Below are 26,519 nucleotides of genomic sequence, written 5' to 3'. Positions count from 1 at the left end.
GTGACCACTCCCATCGGGGCGCTCGAGTTCGAGGCGATGCTGCTCGGTCGCTACAGCCTCGTCACGCGGCGCGTCGCCGGGCAGCTGGACCGCAGCGCCTACGTGCTGCTGCACCGGCTCAGCGGTAGCGGGCCGATGTCCATCGGTCAGCTCAGCGACGCCCTGGGCCTGGACGTGTCCACGCTCAACCGCCAGACCTCCGCGATGGTGAAAGCCGGTCTGCTCGAACGCATTCCCGACCCCGACGGCGGTATCGCCCGCAAGTTCCGCTGCACCGGTGCGGGTCTGGCGAAGATGGAGGTCGAGCGGACTTCGCGCGTGCATCACCTTGGGGCCATCCTGGCCGACTGGCCCGAGCACGAGGTCGCCGCACTCGTGGACCACCTCGCCCGGTTCAACTCCGCCCTCGAGCGGTACGACGCGCGGATGCGACCCCGCCAGCACGGGAGCCCGGCGCCCTAGGACAGTGCGCCGCGCGGGTGCCCGCGTGTGTGCCGTACCTCGCGATTGCGGGGGGAGTGCTGTGGCTCACCTCGAGCTATAGTAACTTCGTTACCGGTAACTGAGTTACCAGCAACACAACTGTGCGCGGCCCGTGCGAAACACACCGGGTTGTCGTCGAGCCGGCGTGCCCACCCGCACCCCTCGGCCGCGCAGGCCTCGTCCCGGCAGCGGACACCACGAGTACCGCCTGCCGGCCTGCGCCACAGCTGTTCCGATCTTGCAGAGAAAGACGACGACGATGTCAGTCGAAAAAACAGCGCGGCGCCGCGCGGTTCGGCGCCTCATGGCGATGACCGCGGCGATGTGCGTGGGAGCCGGGCTCGTGAGCGCGGTGGCCGCCCCGGCGCAGGCCGCGCCCGCCGAGGACTTCTACCTCCCGCCCGCGCAGTTCGATACCGCCGCCGGAGCCGTGATCAAGACCGCTGATCTGCCGGTTTACCTGGCGCAGCCCGGGGGAGACGGACAGTGGCCCCTCGCCGCCAAGACCGTCATGTACACCACCCGCACCCAGGACAACGCTCCCATCGCGGTCACGGGCACCTACATCGAGGCCACCCAGCCCTGGCAGGGGAAGGGCCCGCGCCCGACGGTGGTCATCGCCCCGGGCACCACCGGGCAGGGTGATCAGTGCGCGCTGTCCAAGGCGTTCACCCTCGGCATGTACCTGGCCATCACCCCGCCGACGCTGTCCGCGAACCAGGAAGCGCTGTCGGCGATGGCGTGGAACCACCTGGGCGCGCGGGTCTTCGTGCCCGACTACATCGGCATGGGCACCCCCGGGGTGCACACCTACGCCAACCGCATCGAAGAGGCCCACGCGGTCCTGGACGCCGCCCGCGCGGCGAACACGCTCGCCGGCACCGGCTCGGACACCCCGATCGTGTTCTGGGGCTACTCCCAGGGCGGCGGCGCGACCGCCGCGGCCGCGGAGATGCACCCGACGTACGCCCCCGAGCTGAACCTCAAGGGCACCTGGGCGGGCGCGCCGACCGCGGACCTGTCCGAGATTCTCGGCGAGATCGAGGGTGCCCTGATCGGCGGCGCGATCGGCTTCGCGCTCAACGGCTTCATGGCCCGCTACCCCGATCTGAAGCCGGTTCTGGACGCGCGCACCACCGATGAGGGCAAGGCCCTGCTGTCGACGCTGGAGAACGAGTGCATCGCCGATGTGATCATGCGGCATCCGTTCCTGCGCACCACCGGTCTGACGGTCGATCAGCGACCGCTCACCGAGCACCTGCGTGAGATCCCCGAGGTGTCCACGATCCTGGCCCAGCAGCGCATCGGCACCCTGACCCCGCGCAGCCCGGTCCTGATCACCAGTGGCATCAACGACGACACCGTCCCGTACGCGCAGACCCGCACGCTCGCGGACACCTGGTGCGGGGCGGGGGCGACGGTGACCTTCCGCACCAACCATCTGCCCCCGATCCTGCCGAAAGCCACCCTGCCCAACCACTTCGGGCCGGAGCTGATCGACGGGTTCGGCACCAACAACGCGATCAACTACCTCCTGGATCGCCTGAATGACGTTCCCCTGCAAGGCTGCACGATCGACTGACCGTCTCGGATCACCGCCGCCACGAGGGGTCGACGGTGACCCGGTAGCACACCTCCGCGCAGTGAAATCGGCGGCGAACCCACCTCGGGTTCGCCGCCGATTCGCATCGTGTGCATCATTGCGCGACCGTGAATGCTGCGCCGCGAGCCCGGTTCCGGTATGAACTGAGCTGCGAACGCACCTTCGGACAGGAGACGAGGACCCATGCAGGAGAACCCAACCCCGGTGTCGGAACTGTCCGAGATCGACGCGAGCGCGGCCATAGCCCTGGTGCGATCCAAGGCGCCCGAGACCCGGTTCGGCCGGTTCACCGCCCGCCGTCCCGACAACGGTAAGTACGTGCAGGTCAACAGAATCGACGCCAACGGCACCGTGCTGTCCGGCGGCTGGACCTTCCTGGTCGACACCGCCAAACAGGTCGTCGTGCGCACGGCGGTGAACCCAGAGAGCTTCGACACCAGAGCCGCGGTTCGGCAGGGCACCGTCTGCTGATCGGCACTCACCGCCGGTTTCGGGGGCCGCGCACGATTGATCCGGATAGGAGGACGAGCGTTCACGAGTGGGTTGCCGCCCACGGTGTCTGACCGATAGCTCGTACTCGCGCATCACACCGGCGGCGTCGTTCGGCGCGGGGGGACGGCGGGTTTCGCCCGGGGTCGACTCGGGTCGGGTGACATACGTGCCGGACACTCAGACCGTATAGCTATCACAGCAGGCCGCAGCACGGTCTCTATCCCCTTGGGTGCGTGCTGATTTGCCGCGCACCAACCAGCCGCACCCACGGGCTTGCAATGGATCACGATCGATAACATGATGTCCCGACACAGTCAGAAGTGTCGATGCTGGGCCACGCCGTCGGGGGCGGGGAACCCCGTGGATTCGGGCGCGAGTGTCGCGCGAATCCGGCGGTCTTTTCTCGGGTGGGAATCCACCACGATGTCTGCTGTCAGAATTCAGCGAACAGCATGCTCACGACAGGATCTCTATGCGCGACAACCGCTTGCCGGCGACACCTCGGGCGGAGCGGAGGCGTCGCGACGGCGAACTGCGGGGGCGCGGCGTCGTGTCGCTGCTCGGCGCCGCCGTCGCCCAGCACCCGGACGGGGTCGCGCTGGTCGGGACGGACCGCTCGCTGACCTACCGGGAGCTGGACGAGGAGTCCAACCGGCTCGGCCGCACGCTGTGCGCGCTCGGCGCGGGACCCGAGGACCGTGTGGCGATCGTGCTGCCCCGCTCGGTGGATTCGGTCGTATCGACCTGGGCGATCACCAAGTCCGGCGCCGCGTTCGTACCCGTGGACCCGGCCTACCCGCGGGCGCGGGTCGACTACCTCCTCGCCGACAGCGGCTGCGCGTTCGGCATCACCCTGGCCCGGTACCTCGAGGAGTTGCCCGGCCACATCCACTGGCTCGTGCTCGACGACCCGCGGGTGACGGCCGAGCTGAACGCGGAATCGGCACGGCCGATCTCGTACGCGGACCGGCGCGCGCAGCCACGCCCGGCGAACCTGGCCTACCTCATCTACACCTCCGGTTCCACGGGCCGCCCCAAGGGCGTCGGCGTGACCCACGCCGGGGTGCCCGCGCTGACCGCAGATCTGCGTACCTCGCTGTCGGTGCATCGGGACGCGCGCGTGCTGCACTTCGCCTCCCCGAGTTTCGACGCCTCGATTCTGGAACTACTGCTCGCCGTCGGCTCCTGCGCCGCCCTGGTCGTCGCGCCGCAGACCATCCTCGGTGGCGGTGAGCTGGCGGACTTCCTGCACCGGCACCGCATCACCCACGCCTTCCTAACCCCGTCGGTCCTGGCGAGCCTCGACGCCCGCGAGCTGGAGGCGCTGACCACGATCGCGGTGGGCGGCGAACCCTGCCCGCCGGCGCTGGTGCGGCGCTGGAATTCCCCGCGCCGCCGATTCCACAACATCTACGGACCCACCGAATCCACGATCGCGGCCAGCCTGACCGGCCCGCTGCGCGCGGCCGACCCGGTGCCCATCGGCCGTCCCGTGGACGGGTTGCACCACCGAATCCTGGACACGCGGCTGCGCCCGGTCGCGCCCGGCGGCGTGGGAGAGCTGTACGTGAGCGGACCGGCGGTGGCCCGGGGATATCCCGGTCACCCGGAACCGACCGCGACGCGCTTCGTGCCCGACGTCCTGGGCCCGCCCGGCGCGCGCATGTACCGCACCGGAGACCTGGTGCGGGCCAACCGCGACGGCGAGCTGGAATACCGCGGCCGCGGCGACCACCAGGTCAAGATCCGCGGGCATCGCATCGAACTGGGCGAGATCGACGCGACCCTCACCCGCCTGCCGGGCGTCGTGGACGCGGTCACGGTGGACCGGACCACCTCGACCGGCAGCGTCGAACTCGTCGCGTTCGTGCGCACCGAGCGCACGCCCGCGCACACGGTCGTCGCCGAGCTGCGCGCCGCGCTGGCCGCGGAACTGCCGTCCTTCATGCAGCCCAACTCGATTCGCGTGCTGGCCGAGTTCCCGATCACGCCGTCGGGCAAGGTCGATCGGGCCGCCCTCGCCGCCCACACCGCCAGGTCCGCACCGATCGCGGGCGCGAGCGGGGTGGGCGAGGACCTGGTGCGCGAGGTGTTCGCCCGGGTGCTTGGAACCCGGGATGTCGACGGCGACAGCGACTTCTTCGCCTCCGGCGGGAACTCACTGCTGGCCACCCAGGCCGCGGCCCGCCTGAGCGAGATCTGGAACCTGCGGATTCCACCGCAGCTGCTGTTCGAGTACCGCACCGCGACCCTGCTGACCGCCGCGATCCGCACCAGGCACTTCGACACCGCCCGCCCGCCGCTGCTGTCCGGGGTGCGCCCGGAGCGGATCCCGTTGTCGGCGAACCAGCTTCGCTTCTGGTTGCGCAATCAGTTCGACACCGCGGCCGCGGTGGACAACATCGGCTTCGCCCTGCGCCTGGACGGCGTCGACGAACCGAGCCTGACCCGCGCCCTGCTCGACGTGGTGACCCGGCACGAGGCGCTGCGCACCCGCTACCCCGCCGACGACCAGGGACCGCACCAGCACATCGAACCCCCGGAGGCCCTGCTCGACCGTTTCGGGGTGCAGGACCTCGCGGACGCCGACCTGCCTGCCCGGGTCCGCGAGCTGCTCTGGCAGGGCTTCGACGTGACCGCCGAGGTGCCGCTGCGCGTTCGACTGCTGCGCACGCCGACCGAAAACGTGCTGGTGTGCGCGCTGCACCACATCTGCGCGGACGGCTCGTCCATGGCGCCGCTGGCACGCGACCTGGCCGATGCCTACAGCGCGCGGCTGGGTGGCGTCGCACCCGCCTGGCAGGCGTTGTCGGTGCAGTACGCCGACTACGCGCTGTGGCAACGCGAACTGCTCGGCTCGCTCCAGGACCCGGATTCGCTGCTGTCGCAACAGCTTCGATACTGGCGCACCGAGCTCGACGGTCTGCCCGACCAACTCGACCTGCCCGCGGACCGGCGCCGTCCCAGCGTGGCCTCGCTACGCGGAGCCACGGTGGACCGCACGCTGCCCGCCCACACGCACACCGAGCTGCTGGACCTGGCCAACGCCCGGCAGGCGAGCCTGTTCATGGTGATGCGCACCGCGCTGGCGGTGCTGCTGGCCCGGCTGTCCGGCACCTCGGACATCGCCATCGGCGTCCCGATGACCGTGCGGTCCGAACCCGCCCTCGACGGGGTCGCGGGCATGTTCGTGAACACGACGGTGTCGCGGACCAGCGTGGATCTCGACGAGAGCTTCATCGATCTGCTCGCCCGCACCAGAACCCGGGACCTGGCCAATTTCGCGCATTCGGAAGTGCCGTTCGAACTCGTCGTCGACGCCGTCGACCCGGTCCGATCGCCCGGGCGGCATCCGCTGTACCAGGTCGGTTTCGCGTTCCAGAACTTCACTCAGGCCGCGCTGTCCATGCCCGGCGCCACGACCTCGATGCTGGACGTCGCGGCCGAGACCGTGAAGTCCGACCTGCACATCGGGGTCATCGACACCCGCGGCGAGGACGGCGCGCCCGGCCTTATCGGGATCCGGTTCGGTTACAGCACAGATCTTTTCGACAAGTCCACCGTCGAGCGCTTCCTGGACGGCTATCTCCGGCTGCTGCGATCGATCCTGGAGGACCCGCGGCGCCGGGTCGGAGATCTCGAACTCGTGCGCGAGGACGACGCCGAGCTGTCGAGCCACGGCGCGGAGCGGGAACTCGACGTGCACACCCTGTCCGGAGTGGTGGCGCGGCACGCCGCCCGCCGCCCGGACGACATCGCCGTGATGTGCGCGGGCGAGTCGATCACCTACCGGGAGCTGTCCGAGCGGATCGCCCGCCTCGCGCGCTGGCTGATCGCCGACCGGGCGGTGGGCCCGGAGTCGATCGTCGCACTCGCCATGCACCGCTCGATCGACCAGGTGGTCGCCATGCATGCGGTCGTCGACGCCGGCGCCGCCTGGGTGCCCATCGACCCCGAACACCCCGCCGATCGCATCGGGTACGTGCTGGAATCGGCGCAACCGCACTGCGTATTGTCCACCACCGCAGACGATTTCACCCTGGTCGAGGCGCACCTGATCGACACCCTCGACCTGAGCGCCTACCCCGGCGACCCGGTGTCCGATGACGAACGCGCCGGGCCGCTGCGGCCCGATCACGCCGCCTACGTCATGTACACCTCGGGCTCGACCGGCCGCCCGAAGGGCGTGGTGATCACCCATGCCGCGATCGCGAATCAGGTGGCGTGGATGTGCCGGCGCTACGCGATCGGTGTGCGAGATGTGTACCTGCACAAGACCGCCGCCACCTTCGACGTCTCGCTGTGGGGCTACTTCGTGCCGCTGTGGGCCGGCGCCCGCCTGGCGCTGGCCCGGCCCGGCGAACACCGCGACCCCGACGCGATCTGCCGTGCCATCGAGACGTACGCGGTGACCCTCACCGACGTCGTGCCCGCCATGGCCGCCCTGATCGCCCAGCATCGGACACCCGCGGCGCTGCGATCGCTGCGCGCGCTGTTCGTCATCGGCGAGGCCCTGCCGCCGGAGACCGTGCAGACCTTCGCCCGGATCTGCTCCGCGGAGGTACACAACCTGTACGGGCCGACCGAAGCGGCGGTCAGCATCACCGAACATCATGTGCGGGAACGAGATCTGGACGAACCGCGACTGTCCATCGGGGTGCCCGCGTGGAATTCGCAGTGCCGGGTGCTGGACGCGCGTCTGCGCCCGGTCCCGCGCGGTGTCGTCGGCGAGCTGTTCCTGTCCGGTGTCCAGCTCGCGCGCGGCTATCGCGGCGCGCCGGGCCTGACCGCGGGCCGGTTCGTCGCCGATCCCTACGGGCCGCCCGGGTCGCGCGCCTACCGCAGTGGCGATCTGGCGCGGTTGCGGTCCGACGGTGAGCTCGATTTCCTCGGGCGCACCGATCTGCAGATCAAGGTGCGCGGGCACCGCATCGAGCTGGGGGAGATCGAGTCGGCGCTGCTCGCCGACCCGGCCGTCGCCCAGGCCGCGGTGACGGCCCAGCGCGCGGGCGGCGACGTCCGTCTGCTCGGTTACGTGGTTCCGGCGCCGGGCGCGGACGTGGACCCGAAGGCGTTGCGGCGCAGTCTCTCCGACGTGCTGCCGGGGTACATGCTGCCCGCGGTGATCTCGGTGCTCGCGGTGTTCCCCACCAATTCCAGTGGCAAGGTGGACCGCGCGGCGCTGCCGGTGCCCACCGTCGATGACCTGTCCGAGTCGGACGCACCCGCCCCCGAAACTCCCGTGGAGATCGCGATCGCGGAGGTCTTCGCGCAGGTGCTGGGTCTGGAGCGGGTCGGGGTCACCGACAGCTTCTTCGATCTGGGCGGTTCGTCGCTGGGCGTCTTCGACGTGCACCGCCACCTCTCGGCCCGCCTGGACCTGGACGTGCCGATGCGGGCGATCCTGAGCGCGCCCACGGTCGCGGGACTCGCGGCGTACCTCACGAGCCCGCCCGCGCCCGAGGTCGCCGCCACGCCCGCGGTCGACGCCGTGCTCGAACCCGGGATCTCCCCGGTCGGGTGCCTGCCACCGAACCCGGGACCGGCCGCGGAGATCCTGCTGACCGGCGCGACCGGATTCCTGGGCGCGCACCTGCTCGACGAACTCCTGCGCCGCACCGAGGCCCGGGTGTGGTGTGTGGTGCGCGCCGGCTCCGAAGCCGAAGCCCGCCAACGGGTCCTGGCCTCGCTCGAGCAGTTCGGCCTGCGCACAGACGGTATCTCCGACCGCCTGCGCATTCTCTGCGGGGATCTGTCTCTACCCGACTTCGGCATGGCGGCAGGCGGTTTCGCGTTCCTGACCGAGCGGATCGACGTGATCTTCCACAACGGCGCCCGCGTCAATCACGTCGATCCCTACGAGCGCCTGCGGGCGGCGAACGTCGAGGGCACCCGGACGGTGCTGCGCCTGGCCACCACCGGGCGCGCCAAACCCGTGCACTTCGTGTCCACCCTCGGCGCCGCGATACCGTCCGGACCCCGGCCCGACGTGGTCGCCGAGTCCGACCGCATCACCGCAGATCAACTCCAGGACAACGGCTACCTGGTCTCGAAGTGGGTGGGGGAGGAGCTGATTCGCCAGGCGGGCGAGCGTGGCCTGCCGGTGACCATCCTGCGCCCCGGCACCGTCAGCGCGCACACCGTGCACGCGATCAGCAATCCGCAGGACGGGTTCTGGACCATGATCGGCGCCGCGGCCGCCCTGGGCCTCGCGCCGGACGTGGGCGAGGCGACGATCTCCCTGGTCCCGGTCGACTACGTTGCGCGCGCGATCGTCGCGATCGGCACGGGTCCGCATCGGGACACCGTCTATCACCTGGTGAACCACGTGCCCACGCCGGTCTCGGCGGTGCTGGACGGCCTGCGTGCGCGCGGGGTGGATGTAAGGACCGCGCCCCTGGACGAGGTCCTGCACGAACTCGAACGACAGGCGGCGGAGTCGACCGCCGACCGCGATGTTCTGGCCCGTGCCGCCCTGCTGTCACCCACCTATGCCGGCTTGGCCGCCCACGCCCGCTGGTCCGACGTGAACACCCGTGCGGCGCTTGTCGATTCGGAGATCGAGTGCCCGGTCATCGACCGGATCGTGCTGGACCGCTATCTGAGTCGGCTGCCGGTGGCCGCGCGCGGCGGCGAGGAGCAGCGACTGGCCCCGGTGTAGCGCGTCAGAACCGCCGGTCGTCCTGCTGTCGGGCGATGAAAACCGCGGCCGACGGGGCGATAGCCCGCCCCCGCAGCCCACTGTGGCTATCGCGGTGGGTCGTCGCCCGGACGGGTGATGCGTAGACGGCTGACAGCGTCGAGCCACGCGTCCTCGGGTGACAGCGGTTCGCTGCCGGGAGGACAGATCGGCTCCGGGCGAGTTCCGAACAAGTAGTCGCGGAAGGCTCGCAGGTACTCGTCGAGTTCATGCCGGCCGGTGAACCTGGTTTCGGTCGGATCGAACCATTCGTCCGGTGTCGGCCGCCACCAGATCATGAAGTCGAGTGCTTCGCGCACCAGGGTCCCGTAGGTCGGATCCGCGGCGCAGGCGTGGCGCAGCACCCTGGCGGACTCGCGCATTCCGCGGCTGTTCTCTGCGTGGTGCATGTCCACCAGCGGCCACAGCAGGCCCTCGATATGCGGGATTTCGCCCCACCATGTGGTTTTCGTGCGCGGATTCGCGTTAGCCGGCACTCCGTGGTGGGACGCGGTGACAGGGGCCGGATAGTCGCGGGGCGTTCCCCGTCGGTCGATGGTGTGCCTCGGCCCGATCCCGAGGTTCACGGGCGGATACCAGACTCCGCGCCACACTGAAACGCCGAGATAGCGGGGATTCGCCGGTAGCTGATCGGCGAGCGAGACGTCGACGGTAATTCGCTGCACGGGTGGCAGCATTCTGCCGGGGAATAGTTCGGCGACCATCGACAAGCAATCCCGCACGTCGAAGCCGGTCACACCGATACCCCGCCGGAACCGGGCGTCAACCCGCTCGTGCGGGTCGAATTCGATCCAGAACCGCCGCGCCGTGGCCATCCGCGACTCCTCCCGCCGGCCCTGCTACCGAACGCCGATCCGATAGTCCCAGAGCTGATCAGCGTCCACCAACTCGACCACGGCCACGCTATTGCCGGGAGTCGGACCATGTAGCGCAACAAGGCGTTTGGCTGACACCGGCGACCCGCTTCTGCCGCGATAGCCAACGGTGGCCGTTCCGACGCCGTGCGAGCCTGGTCGGCACAGCGGGTGAGCATCACGTCCGGCCGTCGTGTCGGACCGCTGTTCTACCGTCGGCATCGTGCAGGATTCACCGAGATTCCGTGCCGCACACCGCGCGGCCCTGGATCACACGCTCGCCTTGATCGCCGAATCCTCCTGGGGCCGTAGCCTGGTGCTGCGCGGCAGCATGACCATGGCTGCGTGGGTCGGTGAAACCGCCAGGCCCCCTGCGGATCTGGACTGGATCCTGCCGGAAGCCGAAGGCTGTGCCGCGCCCGACCCGGGTGACCCGTACCCCTGGGTCGACGACCTGTCCTGGGTGCAGCACTGGCCCGAAGCCGCCTTCGGCGCGGTGACCAACGAGATGTGGGAGGACGAGCAGTTCGAGACCTTCGGGCTGCGCCCGATCCTGCCGCCGGAGGGCCTGCATTGGGTCGATCCCGATGACTGCTTCGAAACCTACACCTGGACACCACTTCTCGGCGACCTCGCGGACACGATCCGTGAACGTCCGACCGCCCCGGCGGGTGTGATCCTCGACGGCGACCAGATCGACGGCGACCCGACCGGCACCCTCGACTACTACGACACCCCCGGCGTCCGCGTCGTGGTGCCGTGGCACACCGCCGGCCCCGACCCGATGGCCGGCGCGGTCCAACTGGATTTCGCGGCGGGCCAGTCCCTGCCCGACGCCCCGGTCTGGACGCTGGTGCCCCGCGGCGACGGCGGGACCCCGATTCCCTGTGCCACGGCCAGCCGTGAAGCGTCACTGGCCTGGAAACTGTTGTGGCTCTACACCGAATCCAGTCAGCCCCGCAGCTACGGAGCCACCCCCGACGGCGGGCAGGGCAAGGACCTCTACGACGCCGTCCTGCTGGCCGAGTCTCGTCGCACCCACCTGACCCTGCCCCTGCTGCGCAAGGTCCTCGGCGACACGGCCCCCGATTTCGAGAACGACGACATCCTCGCCTGGGTGGTGAACTGGGAGTCCTTCCAGCACAACCACCCTCACGTGACCGGCTCGCTGCGCGAATGGCTCGAACGCCTCGCCCGCGCGCTCACTCCACTTCGGCCCTGAGCAGCTTCGGGTCAGTCGCGGAGCCGGATGATCGCGAATCGGCCGTCGAGCCGGCATTCGAGGGTGTTCGGGGCGTAGACCTCCAACGATACCGGCGGGGTGAGGCGGTGCAGGTCGATCACCTGCGCGTCGTCGTCGAGGTCTGCCAATGCGGCCTGCTGGGCCGGCGAGAGTCCGGTGCGCAGGTCACGCCAGGCCTGCGGTTCGAGGCCGGGATCGCGAAAGCTCCACGGGTGCAACACCGAATCCCATTCTTGCTCGGTCTGCGAGGTGGCAAGCACGTCCGCGATACGCTCCCACCAGCTCATCAGCGAGGTCGCCAAGTACGCGTAGGCGTCGTCATAGTCCGTCGAGCAGGCCAGGATCGGTCCCCACGCACCGGTGTCGCGATCGACATCGAGGTAGTAGAAGTCACCGTTGCAAGGATCATGCACCTCGAGTGAGGTCCGCAACGAACCGACTTCCAACGGACCGTCGCAGGACCACCAGTCCAGCCGCGGCCAGGGCTCTTCGGACAGCTCGGCCGGAATGAACACGTTGTCGGCGCCGGGTCCGAATCCCTGTCCATTCACCCAGATGGCGCCGACCTGGCCGAGCAATGTGCGCTCCGGCTCGGGCAGGCGCACCGGAAAGTCGTCGAGTTCCGCCTCGGTGAATCCGCGGAACAAGGTAACCAGGTCCGGTCGCTCGGCCGCCAGCGATCGCAGCTTGGCGACGAGTTCGGCTACGGCAGCGGTCATCGATATATCCCCCACTCGTTTCGGTGCGTCTCCCGCACTCACCCCATGAAACTATGCCGGTCCATTTGGTTTTCGGCGGATGGTGTCCCGGCCGGCCGGGACCGGCATCCGGCCCTGAGCACCCTCGGTTCAGCAGTTGAGCCGGAATACCGCGAATCTGCCGTCATGTCGGCGCTCGTGGGTGTTCGGGGCAGGACTTCCCAGGGCGCTGGCGGGATGGTCCGCTGTTGTCCCGGCTTCAGCCGGGGCAGTAGGCGGTCTCGGCGGCGTTCACGAAGGCCAGCGCCGTGCCGAAATCGTCTGCCCCGTCGCTCAAGTAGGCAGCCAGACCGTTCTTCGAGATGCCCTCCGAGAGCAGATCGCAGACGGCATGACCACCTTCGGCAATACCCTGGAAATCCGAGATGAGTTCGGGAAGTGCCGTAATGCCCTCCCGCTGGATGAGCAGGAACCCGAAATGCGCATCCTGGAGCGGGCCGTAGTTGTGCGGGCCCGCGATCGGCTGAAGTTCTGCCGACGGCAATGCCGAGGCGGGGGCGGCGAGCAGAACAGTGGCGGCCGCGGCGACGAGCCCGGTGGCGACCTTCGAGTAGAGCAAGACGATTCCAATCATTCGGATAACTGCGCGACCCTGTGATCGCCACCAAGATCGTAAATGAGGCGCCCGAACCTTGCCCGGGAGCAGCTCTCGGGTCTCGAGCGCCTCGTTGCGAGTTGCGGAGGTAGGGGGAATGAACCGCGAGCACTGCGACGGCCGTGCGCCGCAGTGCTCGCTTCTTGCCAATAGGATTTACCGACGAAACAGATTGTCAGTAGGCGGCATTGGCTCCGTACTCGGCCTGCGCGCGCGTAAAGCCTTCGTACACCAGCTGATCGATCAGTCCGGACCGAGAGAACGAGGTGTACTCGAGGTACTGCTTGGCGCTCTTGGCCGCCTGCTCGTTCCAGTCCACGTCCAGGCTGTCCACCGCGAACGTAGCGTCCGCGGTAGAGAAGTCTTCGTACTCGAGCTGGTCGATCAGACCGCTGCGGGAGAAGGCGGAGAAGTCGAGATACTGCTGGGCGGACTGGATGGCGTTGCGCTGGCCGGAGGTGAGATCCTGCTTGGCCGGGGAGAATCCGATCGCGAGTGCCGATGAGGGCGCCGAGATATCCGGCCGAGCGACGTCGGCCGCGGCCGTGCCGCCGCTCCACGCGGGCGCCACCAGGGCGAGAGCCAGCACCGGTGCGCCGACCAGCCACACCCGCTTCTTCAACTTCTTCGGCGCGGCCGAGGAGTAGCTGGGCTGTGGGGTGGAATTCGGCTCGACGCGGGTGGGTGTGTTCACGAGTGTCCATTCGTCAGGTTGATGGGTGGAGCATCATGCAGTCGTGCCATCTGCTGACGCCGGAGCGGTGTTAGCTGGTTCGGTGCGGTGAGTGCCAGTTAGGCACGGGATGTCGGTCGGGTGGCAGCCCATGTCCGCTGAGCCACTGCGGGGCCCGTGCCGGCGCGGAGTCCGCGCAACGACAGTCGCAACCGCCTGGTTTGTCGGGCCGGTATGGCAGGGTCTCCCATATACGTTGAGCGAATCGGGGAGTTCGGAATGACGGTGGGTTGGGACGCGGCGCGTGTGGTCGATCTCGCGCGGCAACTACGGGGTGCGGAAACCGGTGACTGGCGAGCGGAGCCGCTACGGCGACTCGTGGAGGGGCTCGGATGGCAGTGGCAGGAGACCGCCGACGGGGTGCAGTTGATCGGGGGAGTGGGCCCGGACAACCTGCCGCAGTGGGCGCCTCGGCTGCGGCGAGTGGACCGCTTCGAGAAGGATTTTGTGCACGACGGCGAGGACTACGTGGGTTTGTACGTGCCCATCGCGGTCCCGGAAGGCGGAGCGGCGGGAAAGGCCGCTGCGTTCCGTGCGGCGGGTGAGGCGCTGACCCGAGAGTTCGGCACGGCTCCCATCATGGGCGTGTACGGCGGGCTCGGTCCGTTCTACGACTCGGCTCCGCGGTGGGGCAGCCCTTTCCGCCGCTGGCGTCAGCAGGCGGACACCCTCGAATTGCGCGCCGGCGAGCACGGTCCCGAGTTGCTGCTGCAGCCGACCGATCCGGCGGAGAACTGGTTCTGGCGGCAGGGACACGGCGAGAACTACGCCGTCAGTGGCTTCTTCGGCTCGAATCGGGATCCCGCCAATGCGGGCCTGGGCTTCCCCGGACGCTGGCGCACCGACGATTGGGATGTCTTCCGCCACACCCTCACCGACTTCCTCTGGAATCTCCCCGCTGAAACCCACGCACTCGACATCGAACTGGACTTCGGCTTCCACGCCCTGGTGCCCGGCACCCTGGGGCCCGTGGTCCTCCACATCGCGTGCGGCGACCGCCTCGAGGTCGCGTACGACACCGAGGATCTCGGCGCGGACATCCCCGACCCCGTTTCCCTCGGCTGGATTCCGGAGTCCACCCGGCCCGCTGTGCTCGAACACTGGACCGAATCCCCCTATCACTCCGGCGATTTCGGCATCGGCGAAGTCAACGGTCCCGAACTGGCTCGGATGGTGGTCGACACCCTGCGCGGCCTGGGCGTCGCGTCCCCGCACGACCTCAGCCTGAGCGACCACGCGCAGTCGGTGGCCGGCTATCGCGTCGACTACTACGGCCTGACCCTGGAGGAGAACCCTTGACCAGAGTTCACACTCTCCCTGGCGTTTTCCGTTGTCAGGACTGGTAATTGGTGCTCGAGACGCAACAGTCGTCGCACCAGAAACAGTAGAGTGTGCCGTCGAACGGCAGGTAGCCGAAGGGTGTGAGGTTGCCTCCGATCGAGGCGAGGAAGGGCATGTAGTCGCCGCATTCGGGGCAGCGTGGGTGCCGGTCCACGGTGATCCAGTGGGGGAGGCCGCCGACCTGGTGTTGACTGCTCTCGTCGGTTGATTCGTCGCTGATGCCGATTTGGTTGGGATGGTGTTCCAGCACGAGTGAACGTTCCCCGCCGGGCACCATTCCGGTGCTGCCGGAGCTGGGCGCGGACGGGCCGAAGTAGACGTGTGTGCCTTCGGGTGTGATGCGCAGGGTTGTCGAATACATGGTGTCGCAGTCGCAGGCGTACCAGAAGAATGACGGGTCGTTCTTCATCGGGAACGGGAGCGAGTGTGCGGCGAGTTGAAGTATGCGTTCGGCCGGTGCGTGACATCCGAAGCAGATCGGGACTTCGCCGTGGAATCGACCACCGACAGTATGGGGGCTTTGCTGTTTGTCCGCGATGAAACCCATGGAGGCGGGCCAGAATCCGGACGGCTTACCGGAGTCCGGCAGTGTGCCGGCCAGCTCCATGAACGTCTCCCAATCCCCGAACCTCTCGGCCGGTCCGTGGGCGCTGCGCACCAGTGCGCGCGCATGGTCGGTGCGGATCAGCGCGAGAGCTTCCAACCGTGAGAAATCGTTGGTCTGGTACCAGACCTCGAGGAAGGCGTCGGCCAGCTCGTCCGGCGCACCGGACAGCAGCGCACGAAGTAGGTGGGAATTTAGGCGACTGGCGTGGGGACGCACGAGCTGCGGGTGGTAGAGGCCGATGCAGTAGACGACAGCGTCGTCCGCTGATTCGCCGAGTTCGGCGGCCGTCAGATAGTCGGTGATGAAGGCGTTCAGGAGATCCTCGGGCAGCCAGGGAACGAGCCATGACGCCTCCCGCGCCAAGGCCGGCGAACGTCGAAGGTGTACAGCGGCGCGGGTCTTCTCCGCCGCCATACCAGGGATCAGGGCGAGGTACTGGGCCACATAGCTGGCCCCGTCCTCATTCTCGGTTTCGGCAAGATAGCGCACCGCGGCGTCGGCCCCGAGTCGTGGCTGCACAGAGAGCAGGTCGAAGATGCGCTGACGCTTGCCACGGCCGGGTAGAGAATCCGCAGCAAGTACGGATTCGATGTCCTTCATCTCACTCCTATCAGTTTCGGGTACCAGGATCCCGCCGGACCCATTGCTGCCGCACCACCCCACCATGCACGCTGATATCGATGGAGCCGTCCGCATTTCAGGACTTCGACTCGGTCGACAGTCAGTTGATCGTGCCCATCGACGGGATGTAGATATCGGTGGCTTCGACGAATGCCGATCCCGTCAGCCCTGTCAGCGCCAAGGCTTCATCGAGTTTGCGAACGTAGAAGCGGTCGTTCCACTTGTCGGCTTCGATGGTAAGCGTTGAAGCATTGTCGGACAGCCACTCTCGCAAGCCTCGGACTTCACCCGGGGGTGAATATCCGCCGATCTCGTAGTTTGTGTTGATCGTCCGGTCGGATGTCCAATCGAGGCCCGGGAATTCCGTAGGTAGCGAACCGAAAACGGGCGCGTTGTCCGACAGTGGCGCGTCAAATTCGGTCGGCCAGACCCGTCCTCGCGTGATCCAGCCGGGGAGCAACGCGGCCAGGAATTCGACTGCGTGGAACTGGACGCATTTGTTGAGCGCGTCCGCGGCTGAGATCGCATTGCCGCTCCGGTCTCGGATCATCGACCGGCCCGCACGGATGGTCTGCGCGGCCTCGCGAAGTGCGTCGAGTTTCAGAACAAGGCCGAAAGCTATCCGCCCATCGCTGGGTAGATTGCCAGTCATATCTGGCTCAATGTGGTTGAGCAGGTGGGGGTCAAGCTGAGCGATCTGGCTGCGCGCCAGGTCGTCGACTTCTTCGGGGGTGCACTTGGTGTATCGCACAACGGTTTCGGCGACGGCCTCGGGCGTATCCGCGGTGACGAAGAACGGTCGCCCCCAGAGGTAGAGCGCGGGATCGAGATCCAGTCGCGCGCCCAAGTTGTAGAGGCCCAAACCCCATGCATTGGCACGGAATCGGACTCTGGCCTGCCGCACCGCGTCGAGAACCAGATCATCCAAGCCGTCGTCCTCGCCGTGGCCGGCCAAGAACGGGATGACCCGTTGCTCGAGCAGTGTCATATCGACAGGATGAAAACTGACGTCGTAACCCATATTAAACCCCAGAATGCGGCGTTCGACTCGAACGCACCGTACAAGACTCGCTATACGTAGTGGTCAATCGTCGAAAGTGACCATCCGTACACCGCCCTCGACCACCGTCTCGGTCCAGCCCAGACGCCTATGCCGTGGCCGCTTGCTTTGCTCCAGCGCGGCCCATCCCGCCATTGTCAATCGTCGCAACTGCGTCGGTGTGGCGGTCCGAAGCTGTTCAGCTGAATATCCGTCCGGCCGTGCGAGCAGCCACCGCCCTCGAATCTCGTCCGTGCTGTCTGTATCGAAAAAGGGTGTTCTAACATCCAATTCGAATGGAAGTGGCAACTCCAGCACGTTCCGTAGCGCGGTGACAACAAGCGCGGCAACGTGTTCGTACTCCTCGAACTCCGCAGGGGCATGAATCTCACGGGCCCAGTTGCCCGAGGCGCCACGAATCTCGGGCTGCGGCGACGCCCATCCCTGAGCAGCCAAGGCTGCCTCACCATCGCGTGAGATTCTCTGTTCTCCCAGCATTTCGTTCGAGGAGACCTCGCACTCCACGCCGTCGTCCGCACGGTGGAACTGGACGTATCCAATCGGTGTCGACAGGATCATGGCTTCGCGGTAGGGCAGCGTGTACAACGACCACGCCAATGCCGCCGAATACCACTCCCACACCTCATCTGCAGCAGAGAGCGAACCCAACTCCCCGAATTCCGCAGCGATGTCCAATCCCACGTCAACCCCTCGATCTCGATCAGCGCACACGACCGTACCCGATACGGGGGACAACTCCCGGCCCTTGCCTTCCGTTGTGACTGGATGTCGTTGGACGCCAACACAGTTCGAAGACCGACGATGAACAGGCGGCCACCGCCTTCACGCCAACACGATGCGATCCGCCTGCTCGCTGTCACGAGAGTGCTTAGTTCGGCAGGATCACGATCCCTCGAGCACACGATCGAGCGCTGCGCGGCCAGCAGGACCCCAGTGCGTCTTGCCGCCGGGAAGGCCGCGATTTCCGTTCTGCCCCATGAGCATCAGGAACAGGCTCTTCATCGCGGCCAATCCGCGTGCACGTCGGATCGTGGCCTTGTCGGCGTGCGCGTACGTGCGGAAGAACCGTTCAGCGGTGTCCGAGGGCAGCAGCACCCATGCGGCGGCGAGGTCCCACGCCGGGTCGCCGGCGAACATGTCGCCGAAGTCGATGATGCCCGAGAGCGTTCCGTCCGAGACCACGACGTTCGCGGGGTGTAGATCGCCGTGTACCCACAGCGGTGGGCCGGCCCACGCGGGCGCGGCGACCGCTTCGGACTAGACTCTCCGGAGGCTGTGGGCGGCGATCAGGTCGGGAGCGACGGCCCGGACGAGGTTCTCGAAGCTGTCGGTGCAGTCTCGGGGGTGGCGCCCACGGTCTCTCCCCGCAGGCGCATCGGGGGCTGCCGGTACATGCAGTGCCTGCAGGAAGCGGGCGAGGGTGTCGGCCGCGTGGGTGCCGCGGCTGATCTTGGTGTGGTCCAGCGGCCGGCCGGGGACCCAGGTCATCACGGTCCAGTGCTTGGGGAAGCGTGCGGACGGTTCGCCGAACCGCACCGGGATCGGTACCGGCAGAGGCAATCTCGGAGCCAGTACGGGTAGCCACCGTCTTTCCTCCAGTTGCTGGTCGGGGGTGAGGTCCATGCGCTGCATGCGTACGGCCAGCTCGTCTCCGAGGCGCCACATCTGATTGCCCCAGCCACCGGGCACTTCGCGGATGGTCAGGTCCGCGAGATCGGGATGCTGTTCCCATAGCAAATCGCGGACGAGGTTCGCGGTGATCTCGAGCTCGGTGGCGCTCATGCGAACCCACGGTACCGAGAACCACACCGCGACCGGAGGCTCTGGTAAGCCAGGCAAGGTGAGGGAAATGCGGGGTCGAGCGTTCCACGTCAGCGGTTCAGCGCTGCGGATTCTGTCAGCGAGCCATCGGCCGTCGAGTGCGTTGACGCTTTCGAGCTTTCAGCCGTGATCAGTCCCGCCCGACGAACCGTGCAACGCCCTTGCCCGCCGCGACGTGTACGTGAAGATGGCGATTGTGTTGCTCGTCGCCGAGCGTTGTCAGTACCTGACAGCCGCCGTGCTCGGCGACAACTCCGGCCGCGACTTCTTGCACGACCGCCAAGAGGTGCGCACCGAGTCCTGGTTCGAGCTCCAGGAGGGAGCGAACATGGTCTTTGGGCACCACGATGACATGCTCGGTACCGAACCCCGGCATCGGCGGGCGGAAGGCGAGGGCGTGTTCGGTCTCGACCAAGACTTCGACGTCGATCAAGCGTGGGATTACCTCGGCGCAGTACCAATCAGGTTCGATCACACCACGACTCTACGGAGTTCGAGCAGTGCTCAATGATGCTGTGCTGCAGAGGCTCTCAACCCAATCGGTCCCTCCGGATGCGACATGCCGGATGCTGGATTCGGTGGTGGATGCGTCGTGATCGGCGAGGTCGGCGACTTCGATCATGCCCACCTGAACGGCGCTCGGACCACGCCGTCCGCCTGTCCACCCTGAGCGCGATCGAAGCCGTACAACTGCTGAAGCGATGAACCGATATCCCCGGCAGAACACCGCGCTTGAAACCACGTACCCGAGCCACCATCATTGACCGCACAGTCGGCACCGCGACCTGGTCCCGGCCGACAACGGAGAGTCTCAGACATGAATCGTGGCAAACGTATCAGCGAACGCGGCACAGCCTGGCGCGTGGTTATTTACACGATCGCGCTCATCTGGGTATTCAGCACCGCCTGGACCCTGGGTTGGATCGTTTCGACCTGACCACCGCCACGCCGGTCTCGAACCTCAGCGAAACAACCATAGATGCACGCTTACCCGCCCCTTCAACTCTGCAGCGACGTAATGTCTGAAGCGTGGAGCGGACGACTCAATGGAAGATCCTCGGTGAGCGCCTGATCGATGAGAATCGGCACCTCCGGCTCTCCACCGTCGATATCGAACTGCCGGACGGTATCCGCTTCACCCAGTACGTCGCGCGGATGCCGCAGTGCGCTATGACGTTGGTGCTCAACGACAATCGCGAGGCACTGCTGATGTACCGGCACCGGTTCATCATCGACCGGTGGGTGTGGGAGCTGCCCGGCGGATACGTCGATCATGCCGAGGACGTCGCGGTAGCGGCAGCGCGCGAAGTGGAAGAGGAAACCGGCTGGCGACCGCGCACCATGGAGCACTTGGTCACGTACCAGCCGGCGATCGGCACCCTGGACCAGCCCCAGCAGGTCTACCTCGCCCGCGGCGCGGACCTCACTGACACCGCACCTGATGTCAACGAGGCCGAGGACGTCAGGTGGGTGCCGCTCGAACAGGCAGCTGCGATGATCGATCGCGGTGAAATCGTCGGCGCGGCAACAGTAGTCGCTATCTACCGGGCGCTCACCCTCGCCGTGTGAGTTCGTGAACTTGTTGCCGGAACTCCGACACCTCGGCCAACGCCTCGAAAGGCCGCAGCCGGTAGCGCAGATCCCGCAGGTAGGACCAACTGCGGCGCGAGGCGAGATCGAGCGCGATCTCGAGTGCCTCGCGACCGACACGGACCGCTTCGCGTGGCTCGCTCGAGGCCAGTGCTGAGGCGAGCAAGCTCAGGTTGAAGGCTCGTCCGCGTTGGTATCCGCGCGACATGGTCAGCGATTGCTCGGCCAGGCGTGCGGTGCGTGCGTTGTCTCCGAGTTCGCGGAAGCAGTGCGCGGTTTTCGCCGACATGTACGAGCGGTCGAAGTAGGCCAACCAGGCCGGTTGCTCGCCAGGTTTCGCACGTTCGAAGGCGCGCTCTGCCACGGTCAACGCTGTCGCGCACGAAGCTGCGTCCTGTCGGGCCGCGTGTCCGTGGGCTTCGACCATGAGGCATTCCGATTCCAGCGCGGCCAAACCGGCTCCGCGTGCCGCGATTTGTGCGGCGCGGGCCAGATCGACGGCGTCGCCGGGACGGCCGACGTAGGTGGCCTGGTGGCTCATCGCGGCCATGATCTCGGCGCTGAGTGCTCCGTCGCCGGCTGCCCGGGCCAAGCGCAGGGACTGGATCAGGTAGCGCTGGGCCAGGCCGTGGTCTTCCTGGTCGTAGGCTGCCCAGCCTGCCAGGCGTACGAGTTCGGCCGTGGAGCCGAACAGTTGGCGGCCGATGTGTTCGGTGAAGCTGCCTCGCAGGAGCGGCGCGACCGAGCTGTGCAGGTACTGGACGATTGTCGTGCGGACCTTGCCGCCGCCGACCTTGTTGTCCAGGTCCCGGAAAGCGGTCGCCATGGATTGGACAGCATCGACATCGATCTGGCCCACACGTCGGGACGAACCGCTCGACATCGGATGCTCGGGGCCCGGCAATGTCAACCAACGCATGGAAGCCGCGGGATAGACCGCCACCGCGTATGAGGTGTCACGGAGGAAGCGGCGTTGCTCGATGTCGCTGCGCCACAATGTGGTCGAGGCATCGACGGCGGAACTGAGGCTGAGCGGGAATTCGAGGCCGAGATCCGCACCCGCTTCCGTGGACGCCGACATGCCGCACATCGCCGGGGTGATTCTCCGCCCGAGTAGCTCGGTCAGTACGTCGGCGATCAGCTGGGGCACCGGCGGTTGAGGTTGTTCTCCCAGTAGCCATCGGCCCACCGAGGTGTGGTCGTAGCCCAGCGTCAAACCGAGGCCGCGGCCCCGCTCGACGACCCGGCGCGCCAGTGCCTTACGGACGCCACCGGTCTCCTCGACCAACTCTTCCAATTGCCGGTTCGGCTGTTTCGGACGACGCCCCATATCGGCAGTGTGACAGCGGCAATGCAGACACGCTATGGATCGCCGCCCGTGCACACCCCCTGCGCACACACCCGCCCTCGCCGCACATCTCCCAGCTGAGACGAGGCATCGGGTGGACTGATTACGTCCGAACCTATCGAGCATCAAGGAGCGCTGGACATGGATCTCATTCTCGCGATCACGCTCGTTTCACTAGCTGTCTGCGCGACCGCCGCCCTCGGCCGTATCGTTCACGCCCCTGCCGATTCGGGCGCACGGCTTACCGTCGCTGACATCCAAGCCCGCCTGGCTGCGGAGCATCCGGCCGCCCCCTCTCCACTGAGCCGACGGAGGTAGCGATGGCATTCGCCGAACACGAGGTGAAAGTGCTCGGAGCGCTCTCGCTCCTGGAACCGATCCACACCATGACCGTGCGGCAACTCGGCACCACGACCGGGCTTTCCGAGTCCTCGATACGCCGGGCCCTGATGCGCCTGTCCCGAAGCGGACTCGTGCTGGGCACTCTGCACGGCCCCGCGCGCTGGCGCGCGACCGAACGCGGACGACGAGCGCTCACCCAGCCCGCCTATCACGGCTACCTCGAGGCGCGATCATGACCGAATTCGTGATCGGATTCCTTCGGCGCGAAGTATCAGGCGCGGCGTGGCAGCAAGACCAAGCGAGCATCCACACACTGGCTGAACGCTTCGGATGGTCTGTCGTCCTCATGTACTACGGCGACTCGAACCGGCCGGGGGCCGTCATCAATCGCCTGATGAACTACGCGTACAACGAATCCGTCAGCGCCGTGATCGCCCCGAGTGTCGATCATTTCGAAGACGGCGACATTCCGGCTTTGGTCAAGTTCGCCGACATTGTCTGCGTGGACACCGGATGCGGGTACACCGTCGCAAAATACGGCGACGCGGCTGGCACTCTGAAACCACTCACGATCGGAATCCAGTAGCCCCGGTGACGGGACCTGCGTGAACGGTTCCCAGGCTATGCGGAAGCCCGAGCGTAGTTGGCATGAGCTATGAAGGCGGGGGTCCAGGTTTTGTATACGCAGTTCGGCCAGTTGCGTTGCGTTCTGCCCACATCGAACCGGTGCCGCTCCTTGTCTCCTTGGTTCTGCGCAGACTGTTTCGGACTGCGCGGCCAGCGGGACCTCGAGTGCGTCTTGCCAGCGGCCTCAGCCGATCTGCTCTCCTGGAAGCACGATCCGGATCAACGTCCCACCCCGCGCCGAACTCTCCACCGCGACCGTCCCCCCGTGCTTGAGGACGATCTGCTTCACGATCGCCAACCCGAGACCGGACCCCGGCATCGAACGCGCGGAGGTCGCGCGGTAGAAGCGCTCGAAGACCAGCTCGCGATCGCCGGGCTCGATCCCCGGCCCGGCATCGTCCACCGTGAACTCCAGCAGCCCACGGCCGTTGGCGACCATGGCGATCCGCACCTGAGACCCGGCGGGACTCCATTTGGCGGCGTTGTCCATCACGTTCAGCAGCGCCCGTTCGAGGCCGGCCTGGTCGCCGTAGACGCACCACGGTCGTAGCTCCGCGTCGAACTCGACCTCGCCTCGCCGCCGGCGCACCCGCTCGAGCGCCCGTTCGGCCGCGACGGCGACATCGACCCGCTCGAACTGCGCGTCCGGTACATCCTCGCGCGCCAGATCCACCAGATCGCCCACGAGCGTGGACAGTTCCTGGATCTGTGCCATAACGTCGTCCCGCAGCTCGGCCATGTCCTCGTCCGGAATCGACGGCGCGCCGGGACGATCCGAGGCGATCAGCAGCTCGGCGTTGGTCCGCAGCGAGGTCAGCGGCGTCTTGAGCTCGTGACCGGCGTCGGCCACCAGGCGCCGCTGCCGCTCCCTGGAGTCGCTGAGCGCGCGCAGCATCGTATTGAATCGTTCGGTGAGGGTGGCGAGTTCGTCGTCACCGGACACCGGTATCGGTGCCAGGTCATCGGTTTGCGCGACCCGCTGAATCGCGGAGGTCAGACGCGCTACCGGCCGTAATCCGGTGCGTGCCACAGCCGTTCCCGCCGCGGCCGCCAGCAGGATGCCGCAGCCGCCGACCAGGAACAGCAGCCAGGCGAGCCGGTCGAGCATGTCGCGGGTGGGCTGCAGGCGCTGCTCGATGACGAGTGTGACCCCGGAATTTATGTGCTGGGCCAGCACCCGCCGATCGCCGATGGTGCGCAGCGAGAAGTCGAGTTCGCCGCGCGCCACCGCCATCTCCGGATCGCCCAGCGGCGGTGTGGTGTCCGACCCGATGACCAGCCCGCTCGACCCGCCGCCGGGGTAGATCAGCGTGACGCCGATGTCGTCGGAGAACAGGCTGCCCAGGGTGCGTGCTTCCAGGTAGGTCATCCGGTCGACGTTCTTGCTGATCATGAACGTTGCACGGGTGCGGAGTTGGGTGTCGACGTCGTCGTAGAGGCTGCGCGCGACGAGCGAGTACGCGGCGATGGAGGTAACCGCGACCGCGACCGTGACTACCGAGGCCGCCAGCAGCGTGACCCGCCGGTGCAGGGTGATCGACCCGCCGATCGGCGCCTGCCGCCCGGACCTGCCCGCCGTCGGCGGTACCCGTGCATCAGACATGGTCCGAGATCCGGATTCGCGGCGAGAGAAACGATTCGACCCCCCGACGTCCCATGCCGGTCAGTGTGCCGATCGCTGCTGAGAGAAGTCTGAGAGCACCGGCGGCGAGCGGCTGTCACTCCCGGGCTGCGTCGATTTCCGACTGGCGGATCTCGGAGCGGGTGCACACAACGGCTGGCTCGAGGCGCCCGACCGTCCAGCTATGCTCGCCGAGTTGACCGGTCGTTGAAGGGGTGACGTGGTGGGGAGTGGTCAGCCGGTGTGGCTGCGTGTGGAATTCGGGCCGGTGGAGACGTCGGCGGCACTGTGCGGGGTCGACGGAACGGTGCGGCCGTTGCGCCTGACCGATGCTGGGACGGCCATGCCAGCGGGGGTCTACCTCTCGCCGACGGCAGGACTCGAAGTGGGGGAGGTGGCCCGCGAACACGGCTTAACTGACCCCTCCCGGTATGCGGCGGAACCGAACCGGTGGATCGAGAGTGGTCGGCCGACGTGCGAGCTGGGCGGGACCACAGTACCGGTGCAGGCCCTGGTGGCGGCGGTGCTGCGCTCGGTGATCGCGCGGGCACAGCCTGAGTGCGGGTGGAATCTGCCCGGAGGGCTCGAGCTCGTCCATCCTCGCGAGTGGTCCGCCCAGCAGACACAGGTGCTCGTCGCGGCCGCGTACGAGGTCGGGTATCCCGCCGATCGGCTCCGGCTGACCACGAGCGCGTACGAACATGCCAACGCCGCAGTGGGATTCGCGCCGGCGCCTGCCGAGCTGTCGCCGGTTGCCGCGACGGGAGCACCGGCCCGGGGTGGCATCGACTTCTCCAAGCCGAGCCCAGCGCCGAACGGTGGCGCCGACCCTCGACTTCCCGTCACGCCCATTGGCCAGGTTGCGCCCCACGGCACATACGACCCGCCGCGGCCGACTGCGCCACGATCGAATCCCGCACCGTCCAGGAACTTTTCACGGTGGCTGCCATGGCTCATTGCCGGGATGGTCGTGTTGGTCGGCGCCGTGCTCACCGGTGTAGGTGTGCTGTCTTCCAGCGACGACCAGACCGGCCCCGACTTCGAGAAGATCGCCGTGGGTTACTCCGGCGGCGTCGGGTACCTGGCCGCCGATCCAGCCCGGAACCGCCTGTACGCCTACAACAGCGCCGACCGCACCGTGTCGGTCGTGGACACCGCGGCCAAGACGACGATCGCCGAGATCCCGGTGGAGAAGGCGGTGCGGGGGATGGCCGCGGACCCGGAGACCGGCACCCTGTGGCTGCTCGGCGACACCGCGCTGATCAAGATCGACCCGGGCACGCACGCGGTGGCCGGGTCGGTGGTCGTGCCGTCCGGGGTTCGCGGTCTGACCGTGAACCCGATCACCCACGACGTCTACATAGCGCAGGCGAACGGCGATACCGTCGACGCCGCAACCGGTTCGGTGGTGGTCGCCACGATCGTGGATGCCGCCACCGTCCAGATCAGCGGCCGGATCGTGGCCCGGGGCAACGGCCTGGACGTGACCACCGACCCCGACACGGGCCTGGTCTACCTCAACGGCTCCGGCAACGTCCGGGTCATCGATCCCCACACCAAATCGATAGTGCGCCAGATCGATACATCGGTTTCGAGCGATCGAATCGTCATAGACCCCAAGACGAACGTCGCGTATATGTCCGCGAAGACCAGCGTGGTCGCGCTCGACCTCACGACCGGGACGAGTCAGCTCATCGACGTCGGCCACGAGGTGTTCTGGATAGCGATCGACCCCGCCCTGGGCCACGTGTACGCCTCGTACTCGGGCGGTGACGGCCCCACCCGCCTGACCGTCATCGACACCGCCTCTCGCAGTGTTAAAGGCACGATCGAAATGCGACGCAACGCTGAGGGCATCACCGCGGACTCGGTGTCCCACCGGGTGTACGTACGCCCCCTAGATTCGTTCGTGTACCTGGTCGAACCCTGCACGCTGGTGGCGTGCGGCTGATTCTGACGTGACCGGGAATGCGGGTCCCGCCCGGCCCGTAGGGAACACCGTCGAAGACGCGATGCGCGCCATGCGAATTCGGGGTCCGATCGCACAGCACCTCAATGACCTGCCGGGAGCCCGGGTGTA

The 26,519-nt window shown here is 67.4% G+C and carries 20 protein-coding genes and 1 pseudogene; 10 read left to right on the top strand and 11 right to left on the bottom strand.

Features of this window, described 5'->3' with window-relative positions; translation table 11 throughout:
• The 4 genes from ACWDOP_RS03580 (at position 1) to ACWDOP_RS03565 (ending at position 9,239) form a co-directional block, all read left to right on the top strand.
• The gene (locus ACWDOP_RS03580) at positions 1 to 462 is read left to right on the top strand and encodes a MarR family winged helix-turn-helix transcriptional regulator (protein WP_456343754.1); all 462 of its coding nucleotides are present in this window, start codon (positions 1 to 3) and stop codon (positions 460 to 462) included.
• 280 nt (positions 463 to 742) lie between these two features.
• On the top strand, positions 743 to 2,065 hold the full coding sequence (locus ACWDOP_RS03575) for a lipase family protein (RefSeq protein WP_456343753.1): 1,323 nt from the start codon (positions 743 to 745) through the stop codon (positions 2,063 to 2,065).
• A 204-nt stretch (positions 2,066 to 2,269) separates the two neighbouring features.
• Positions 2,270 to 2,557 carry a hypothetical protein gene (locus tag ACWDOP_RS03570; RefSeq protein ID WP_454207745.1) on the top strand — a complete coding sequence of 96 codons (288 nt, stop codon included), beginning with the start codon at positions 2,270 to 2,272 and terminating at the stop codon, positions 2,555 to 2,557.
• A gap of 571 nt (positions 2,558 to 3,128) precedes the next feature.
• Positions 3,129 to 9,239, top strand: coding sequence for an amino acid adenylation domain-containing protein (locus ACWDOP_RS03565; protein WP_456343752.1), 6,111 nt, complete (start codon positions 3,129 to 3,131; stop codon positions 9,237 to 9,239).
• Positions 9,240 to 9,325: 86 nt separating this feature from the next.
• Here ACWDOP_RS03565 and ACWDOP_RS03560 read toward each other — a convergent pair whose 3' ends face one another.
• A complete protein-coding gene (locus tag ACWDOP_RS03560) occupies positions 9,326 to 10,093 on the bottom strand; it encodes a hypothetical protein (RefSeq protein WP_456343751.1) in 768 nt (255 codons plus the stop codon).
• Between the two features lie 262 nt (positions 10,094 to 10,355).
• On the opposite strand from ACWDOP_RS03560, the gene ACWDOP_RS03555 reads away from it, so the two are divergent.
• Positions 10,356 to 11,354, top strand: coding sequence for a nucleotidyl transferase AbiEii/AbiGii toxin family protein (locus tag ACWDOP_RS03555; protein WP_456343750.1), 999 nt, complete (start codon positions 10,356 to 10,358; stop codon positions 11,352 to 11,354).
• Between the two features lie 11 nt (positions 11,355 to 11,365).
• Here ACWDOP_RS03555 and ACWDOP_RS03550 read toward each other — a convergent pair whose 3' ends face one another.
• The 3 genes from ACWDOP_RS03550 to ACWDOP_RS03540 form a co-directional block, all read right to left on the bottom strand.
• On the bottom strand, positions 11,366 to 12,136 hold the full coding sequence (locus ACWDOP_RS03550; protein ID WP_456343749.1) for a hypothetical protein: 771 nt from the start codon (positions 12,134 to 12,136) through the stop codon (positions 11,366 to 11,368).
• A gap of 196 nt (positions 12,137 to 12,332) precedes the next feature.
• The gene (locus ACWDOP_RS03545) at positions 12,333 to 12,692 is read right to left on the bottom strand and encodes a DUF732 domain-containing protein (RefSeq protein WP_454207755.1); all 360 of its coding nucleotides are present in this window, start codon (positions 12,690 to 12,692) and stop codon (positions 12,333 to 12,335) included.
• Positions 12,693 to 12,903: 211 nt separating this feature from the next.
• Positions 12,904 to 13,422, bottom strand: a complete 519-nt coding sequence (locus ACWDOP_RS03540; protein WP_456343748.1) for an Ltp family lipoprotein — start codon at positions 13,420 to 13,422, stop codon at positions 12,904 to 12,906.
• Positions 13,423 to 13,680: 258 nt separating this feature from the next.
• On the opposite strand from ACWDOP_RS03540, the gene ACWDOP_RS03535 reads away from it, so the two are divergent.
• Positions 13,681 to 14,760, top strand: a complete 1,080-nt coding sequence (locus tag ACWDOP_RS03535; RefSeq protein ID WP_456343747.1) for a hypothetical protein — start codon at positions 13,681 to 13,683, stop codon at positions 14,758 to 14,760.
• Between the two features lie 34 nt (positions 14,761 to 14,794).
• Here ACWDOP_RS03535 and ACWDOP_RS03530 read toward each other — a convergent pair whose 3' ends face one another.
• From ACWDOP_RS03530 to ACWDOP_RS03510, 5 genes and pseudogenes are all read right to left on the bottom strand, one after another.
• Entirely contained in the window at positions 14,795 to 16,009 is a 1,215-nt protein-coding gene (locus ACWDOP_RS03530) for a hypothetical protein (protein WP_456343746.1), read from the bottom strand.
• 121 nt (positions 16,010 to 16,130) lie between these two features.
• Positions 16,131 to 17,018: a hypothetical protein gene (locus ACWDOP_RS03525; RefSeq protein ID WP_456343745.1), complete on the bottom strand. Its 888-nt coding sequence runs from the start codon at positions 17,016 to 17,018 to the stop codon at positions 16,131 to 16,133.
• Between the two features lie 96 nt (positions 17,019 to 17,114).
• Complete coding sequence (locus ACWDOP_RS03520; protein WP_454207765.1) at positions 17,115 to 17,771, bottom strand: TY-Chap domain-containing protein; 657 nt, start codon at positions 17,769 to 17,771, stop codon at positions 17,115 to 17,117.
• A 201-nt stretch (positions 17,772 to 17,972) separates the two neighbouring features.
• A pseudogene (locus tag ACWDOP_RS03515) lies at positions 17,973 to 18,872 on the bottom strand (aminoglycoside phosphotransferase family protein).
• A gap of 169 nt (positions 18,873 to 19,041) precedes the next feature.
• Complete coding sequence (locus tag ACWDOP_RS03510) at positions 19,042 to 19,386, bottom strand: HIT family protein (RefSeq protein WP_456343744.1); 345 nt, start codon at positions 19,384 to 19,386, stop codon at positions 19,042 to 19,044.
• Between the two features lie 554 nt (positions 19,387 to 19,940).
• Here ACWDOP_RS03510 and ACWDOP_RS03505 point away from each other — a divergent pair.
• Positions 19,941 to 20,480 carry an NUDIX hydrolase gene (locus ACWDOP_RS03505; RefSeq protein ID WP_456343743.1) on the top strand — a complete coding sequence of 180 codons (540 nt, stop codon included), beginning with the start codon at positions 19,941 to 19,943 and terminating at the stop codon, positions 20,478 to 20,480.
• Here the strand turns inward: ACWDOP_RS03505 and ACWDOP_RS03500 are convergent.
• On the bottom strand, positions 20,464 to 21,831 hold the full coding sequence (locus ACWDOP_RS03500) for a hypothetical protein (RefSeq protein ID WP_456343742.1): 1,368 nt from the start codon (positions 21,829 to 21,831) through the stop codon (positions 20,464 to 20,466). The genes ACWDOP_RS03505 and ACWDOP_RS03500 overlap by 17 nt on opposite strands.
• 338 nt (positions 21,832 to 22,169) lie before the next feature.
• Between ACWDOP_RS03500 and ACWDOP_RS03495 the strand changes: the two genes are divergently transcribed.
• Both ACWDOP_RS03495 and ACWDOP_RS03490 read left to right on the top strand, forming a co-directional pair.
• Positions 22,170 to 22,427: a hypothetical protein gene (locus tag ACWDOP_RS03495; RefSeq protein ID WP_456343741.1), complete on the top strand. Its 258-nt coding sequence runs from the start codon at positions 22,170 to 22,172 to the stop codon at positions 22,425 to 22,427.
• Complete coding sequence (locus tag ACWDOP_RS03490; protein ID WP_456343740.1) at positions 22,424 to 22,777, top strand: hypothetical protein; 354 nt, start codon at positions 22,424 to 22,426, stop codon at positions 22,775 to 22,777. Before ACWDOP_RS03495 ends, ACWDOP_RS03490 begins: the two co-directional genes overlap by 4 nt.
• 225 nt (positions 22,778 to 23,002) lie before the next feature.
• On the opposite strand, the gene ACWDOP_RS03485 is transcribed toward ACWDOP_RS03490, so the two are convergent.
• A complete protein-coding gene (locus tag ACWDOP_RS03485) occupies positions 23,003 to 24,421 on the bottom strand; it encodes a HAMP domain-containing sensor histidine kinase (RefSeq protein WP_456343739.1) in 1,419 nt (472 codons plus the stop codon).
• A 241-nt stretch (positions 24,422 to 24,662) separates the two neighbouring features.
• On the opposite strand from ACWDOP_RS03485, the gene ACWDOP_RS03480 reads away from it, so the two are divergent.
• On the top strand, positions 24,663 to 26,390 hold the full coding sequence (locus tag ACWDOP_RS03480) for a hypothetical protein (protein ID WP_456343738.1): 1,728 nt from the start codon (positions 24,663 to 24,665) through the stop codon (positions 26,388 to 26,390).
• Positions 26,391 to 26,519: the final 129 nt, after the last annotated feature.

The sequence above is a fragment of the Nocardia sp. NPDC003693 genome, assembly GCF_053981095.1.
Note: the sequence above shows the minus strand (reverse complement) of the source record. Positions and strands in the feature narration are given on the sequence as shown.

Coding starts and splice junctions, on each gene's coding strand:
- ACWDOP_RS03575 (WP_456343753.1), top strand. CDS start 743: ATGTCAGTCGAAAAAACAGCGCGGCGCCGCGCGGTTCGGCGCCTCATG.
- ACWDOP_RS03570 (WP_454207745.1), top strand. CDS start 2,270: ATGCAGGAGAACCCAACCCCGGTGTCGGAACTGTCCGAGATCGACGCG.
- ACWDOP_RS03560 (WP_456343751.1), bottom strand. CDS start 10,093: ATGGCCACGGCGCGGCGGTTCTGGATCGAATTCGACCCGCACGAGCGG.
- ACWDOP_RS03535 (WP_456343747.1), top strand. CDS start 13,681: ATGACGGTGGGTTGGGACGCGGCGCGTGTGGTCGATCTCGCGCGGCAA.
- ACWDOP_RS03530 (WP_456343746.1), bottom strand. CDS start 16,009: ATGAAGGACATCGAATCCGTACTTGCTGCGGATTCTCTACCCGGCCGT.
- ACWDOP_RS03525 (WP_456343745.1), bottom strand. CDS start 17,018: ATGACACTGCTCGAGCAACGGGTCATCCCGTTCTTGGCCGGCCACGGC.
- ACWDOP_RS03500 (WP_456343742.1), bottom strand. CDS start 21,831: ATGGGGCGTCGTCCGAAACAGCCGAACCGGCAATTGGAAGAGTTGGTC.
- ACWDOP_RS03495 (WP_456343741.1), top strand. CDS start 22,170: ATGGCATTCGCCGAACACGAGGTGAAAGTGCTCGGAGCGCTCTCGCTC.
- ACWDOP_RS03490 (WP_456343740.1), top strand. CDS start 22,424: ATGACCGAATTCGTGATCGGATTCCTTCGGCGCGAAGTATCAGGCGCG.
- ACWDOP_RS03485 (WP_456343739.1), bottom strand. CDS start 24,421: ATGTCTGATGCACGGGTACCGCCGACGGCGGGCAGGTCCGGGCGGCAG.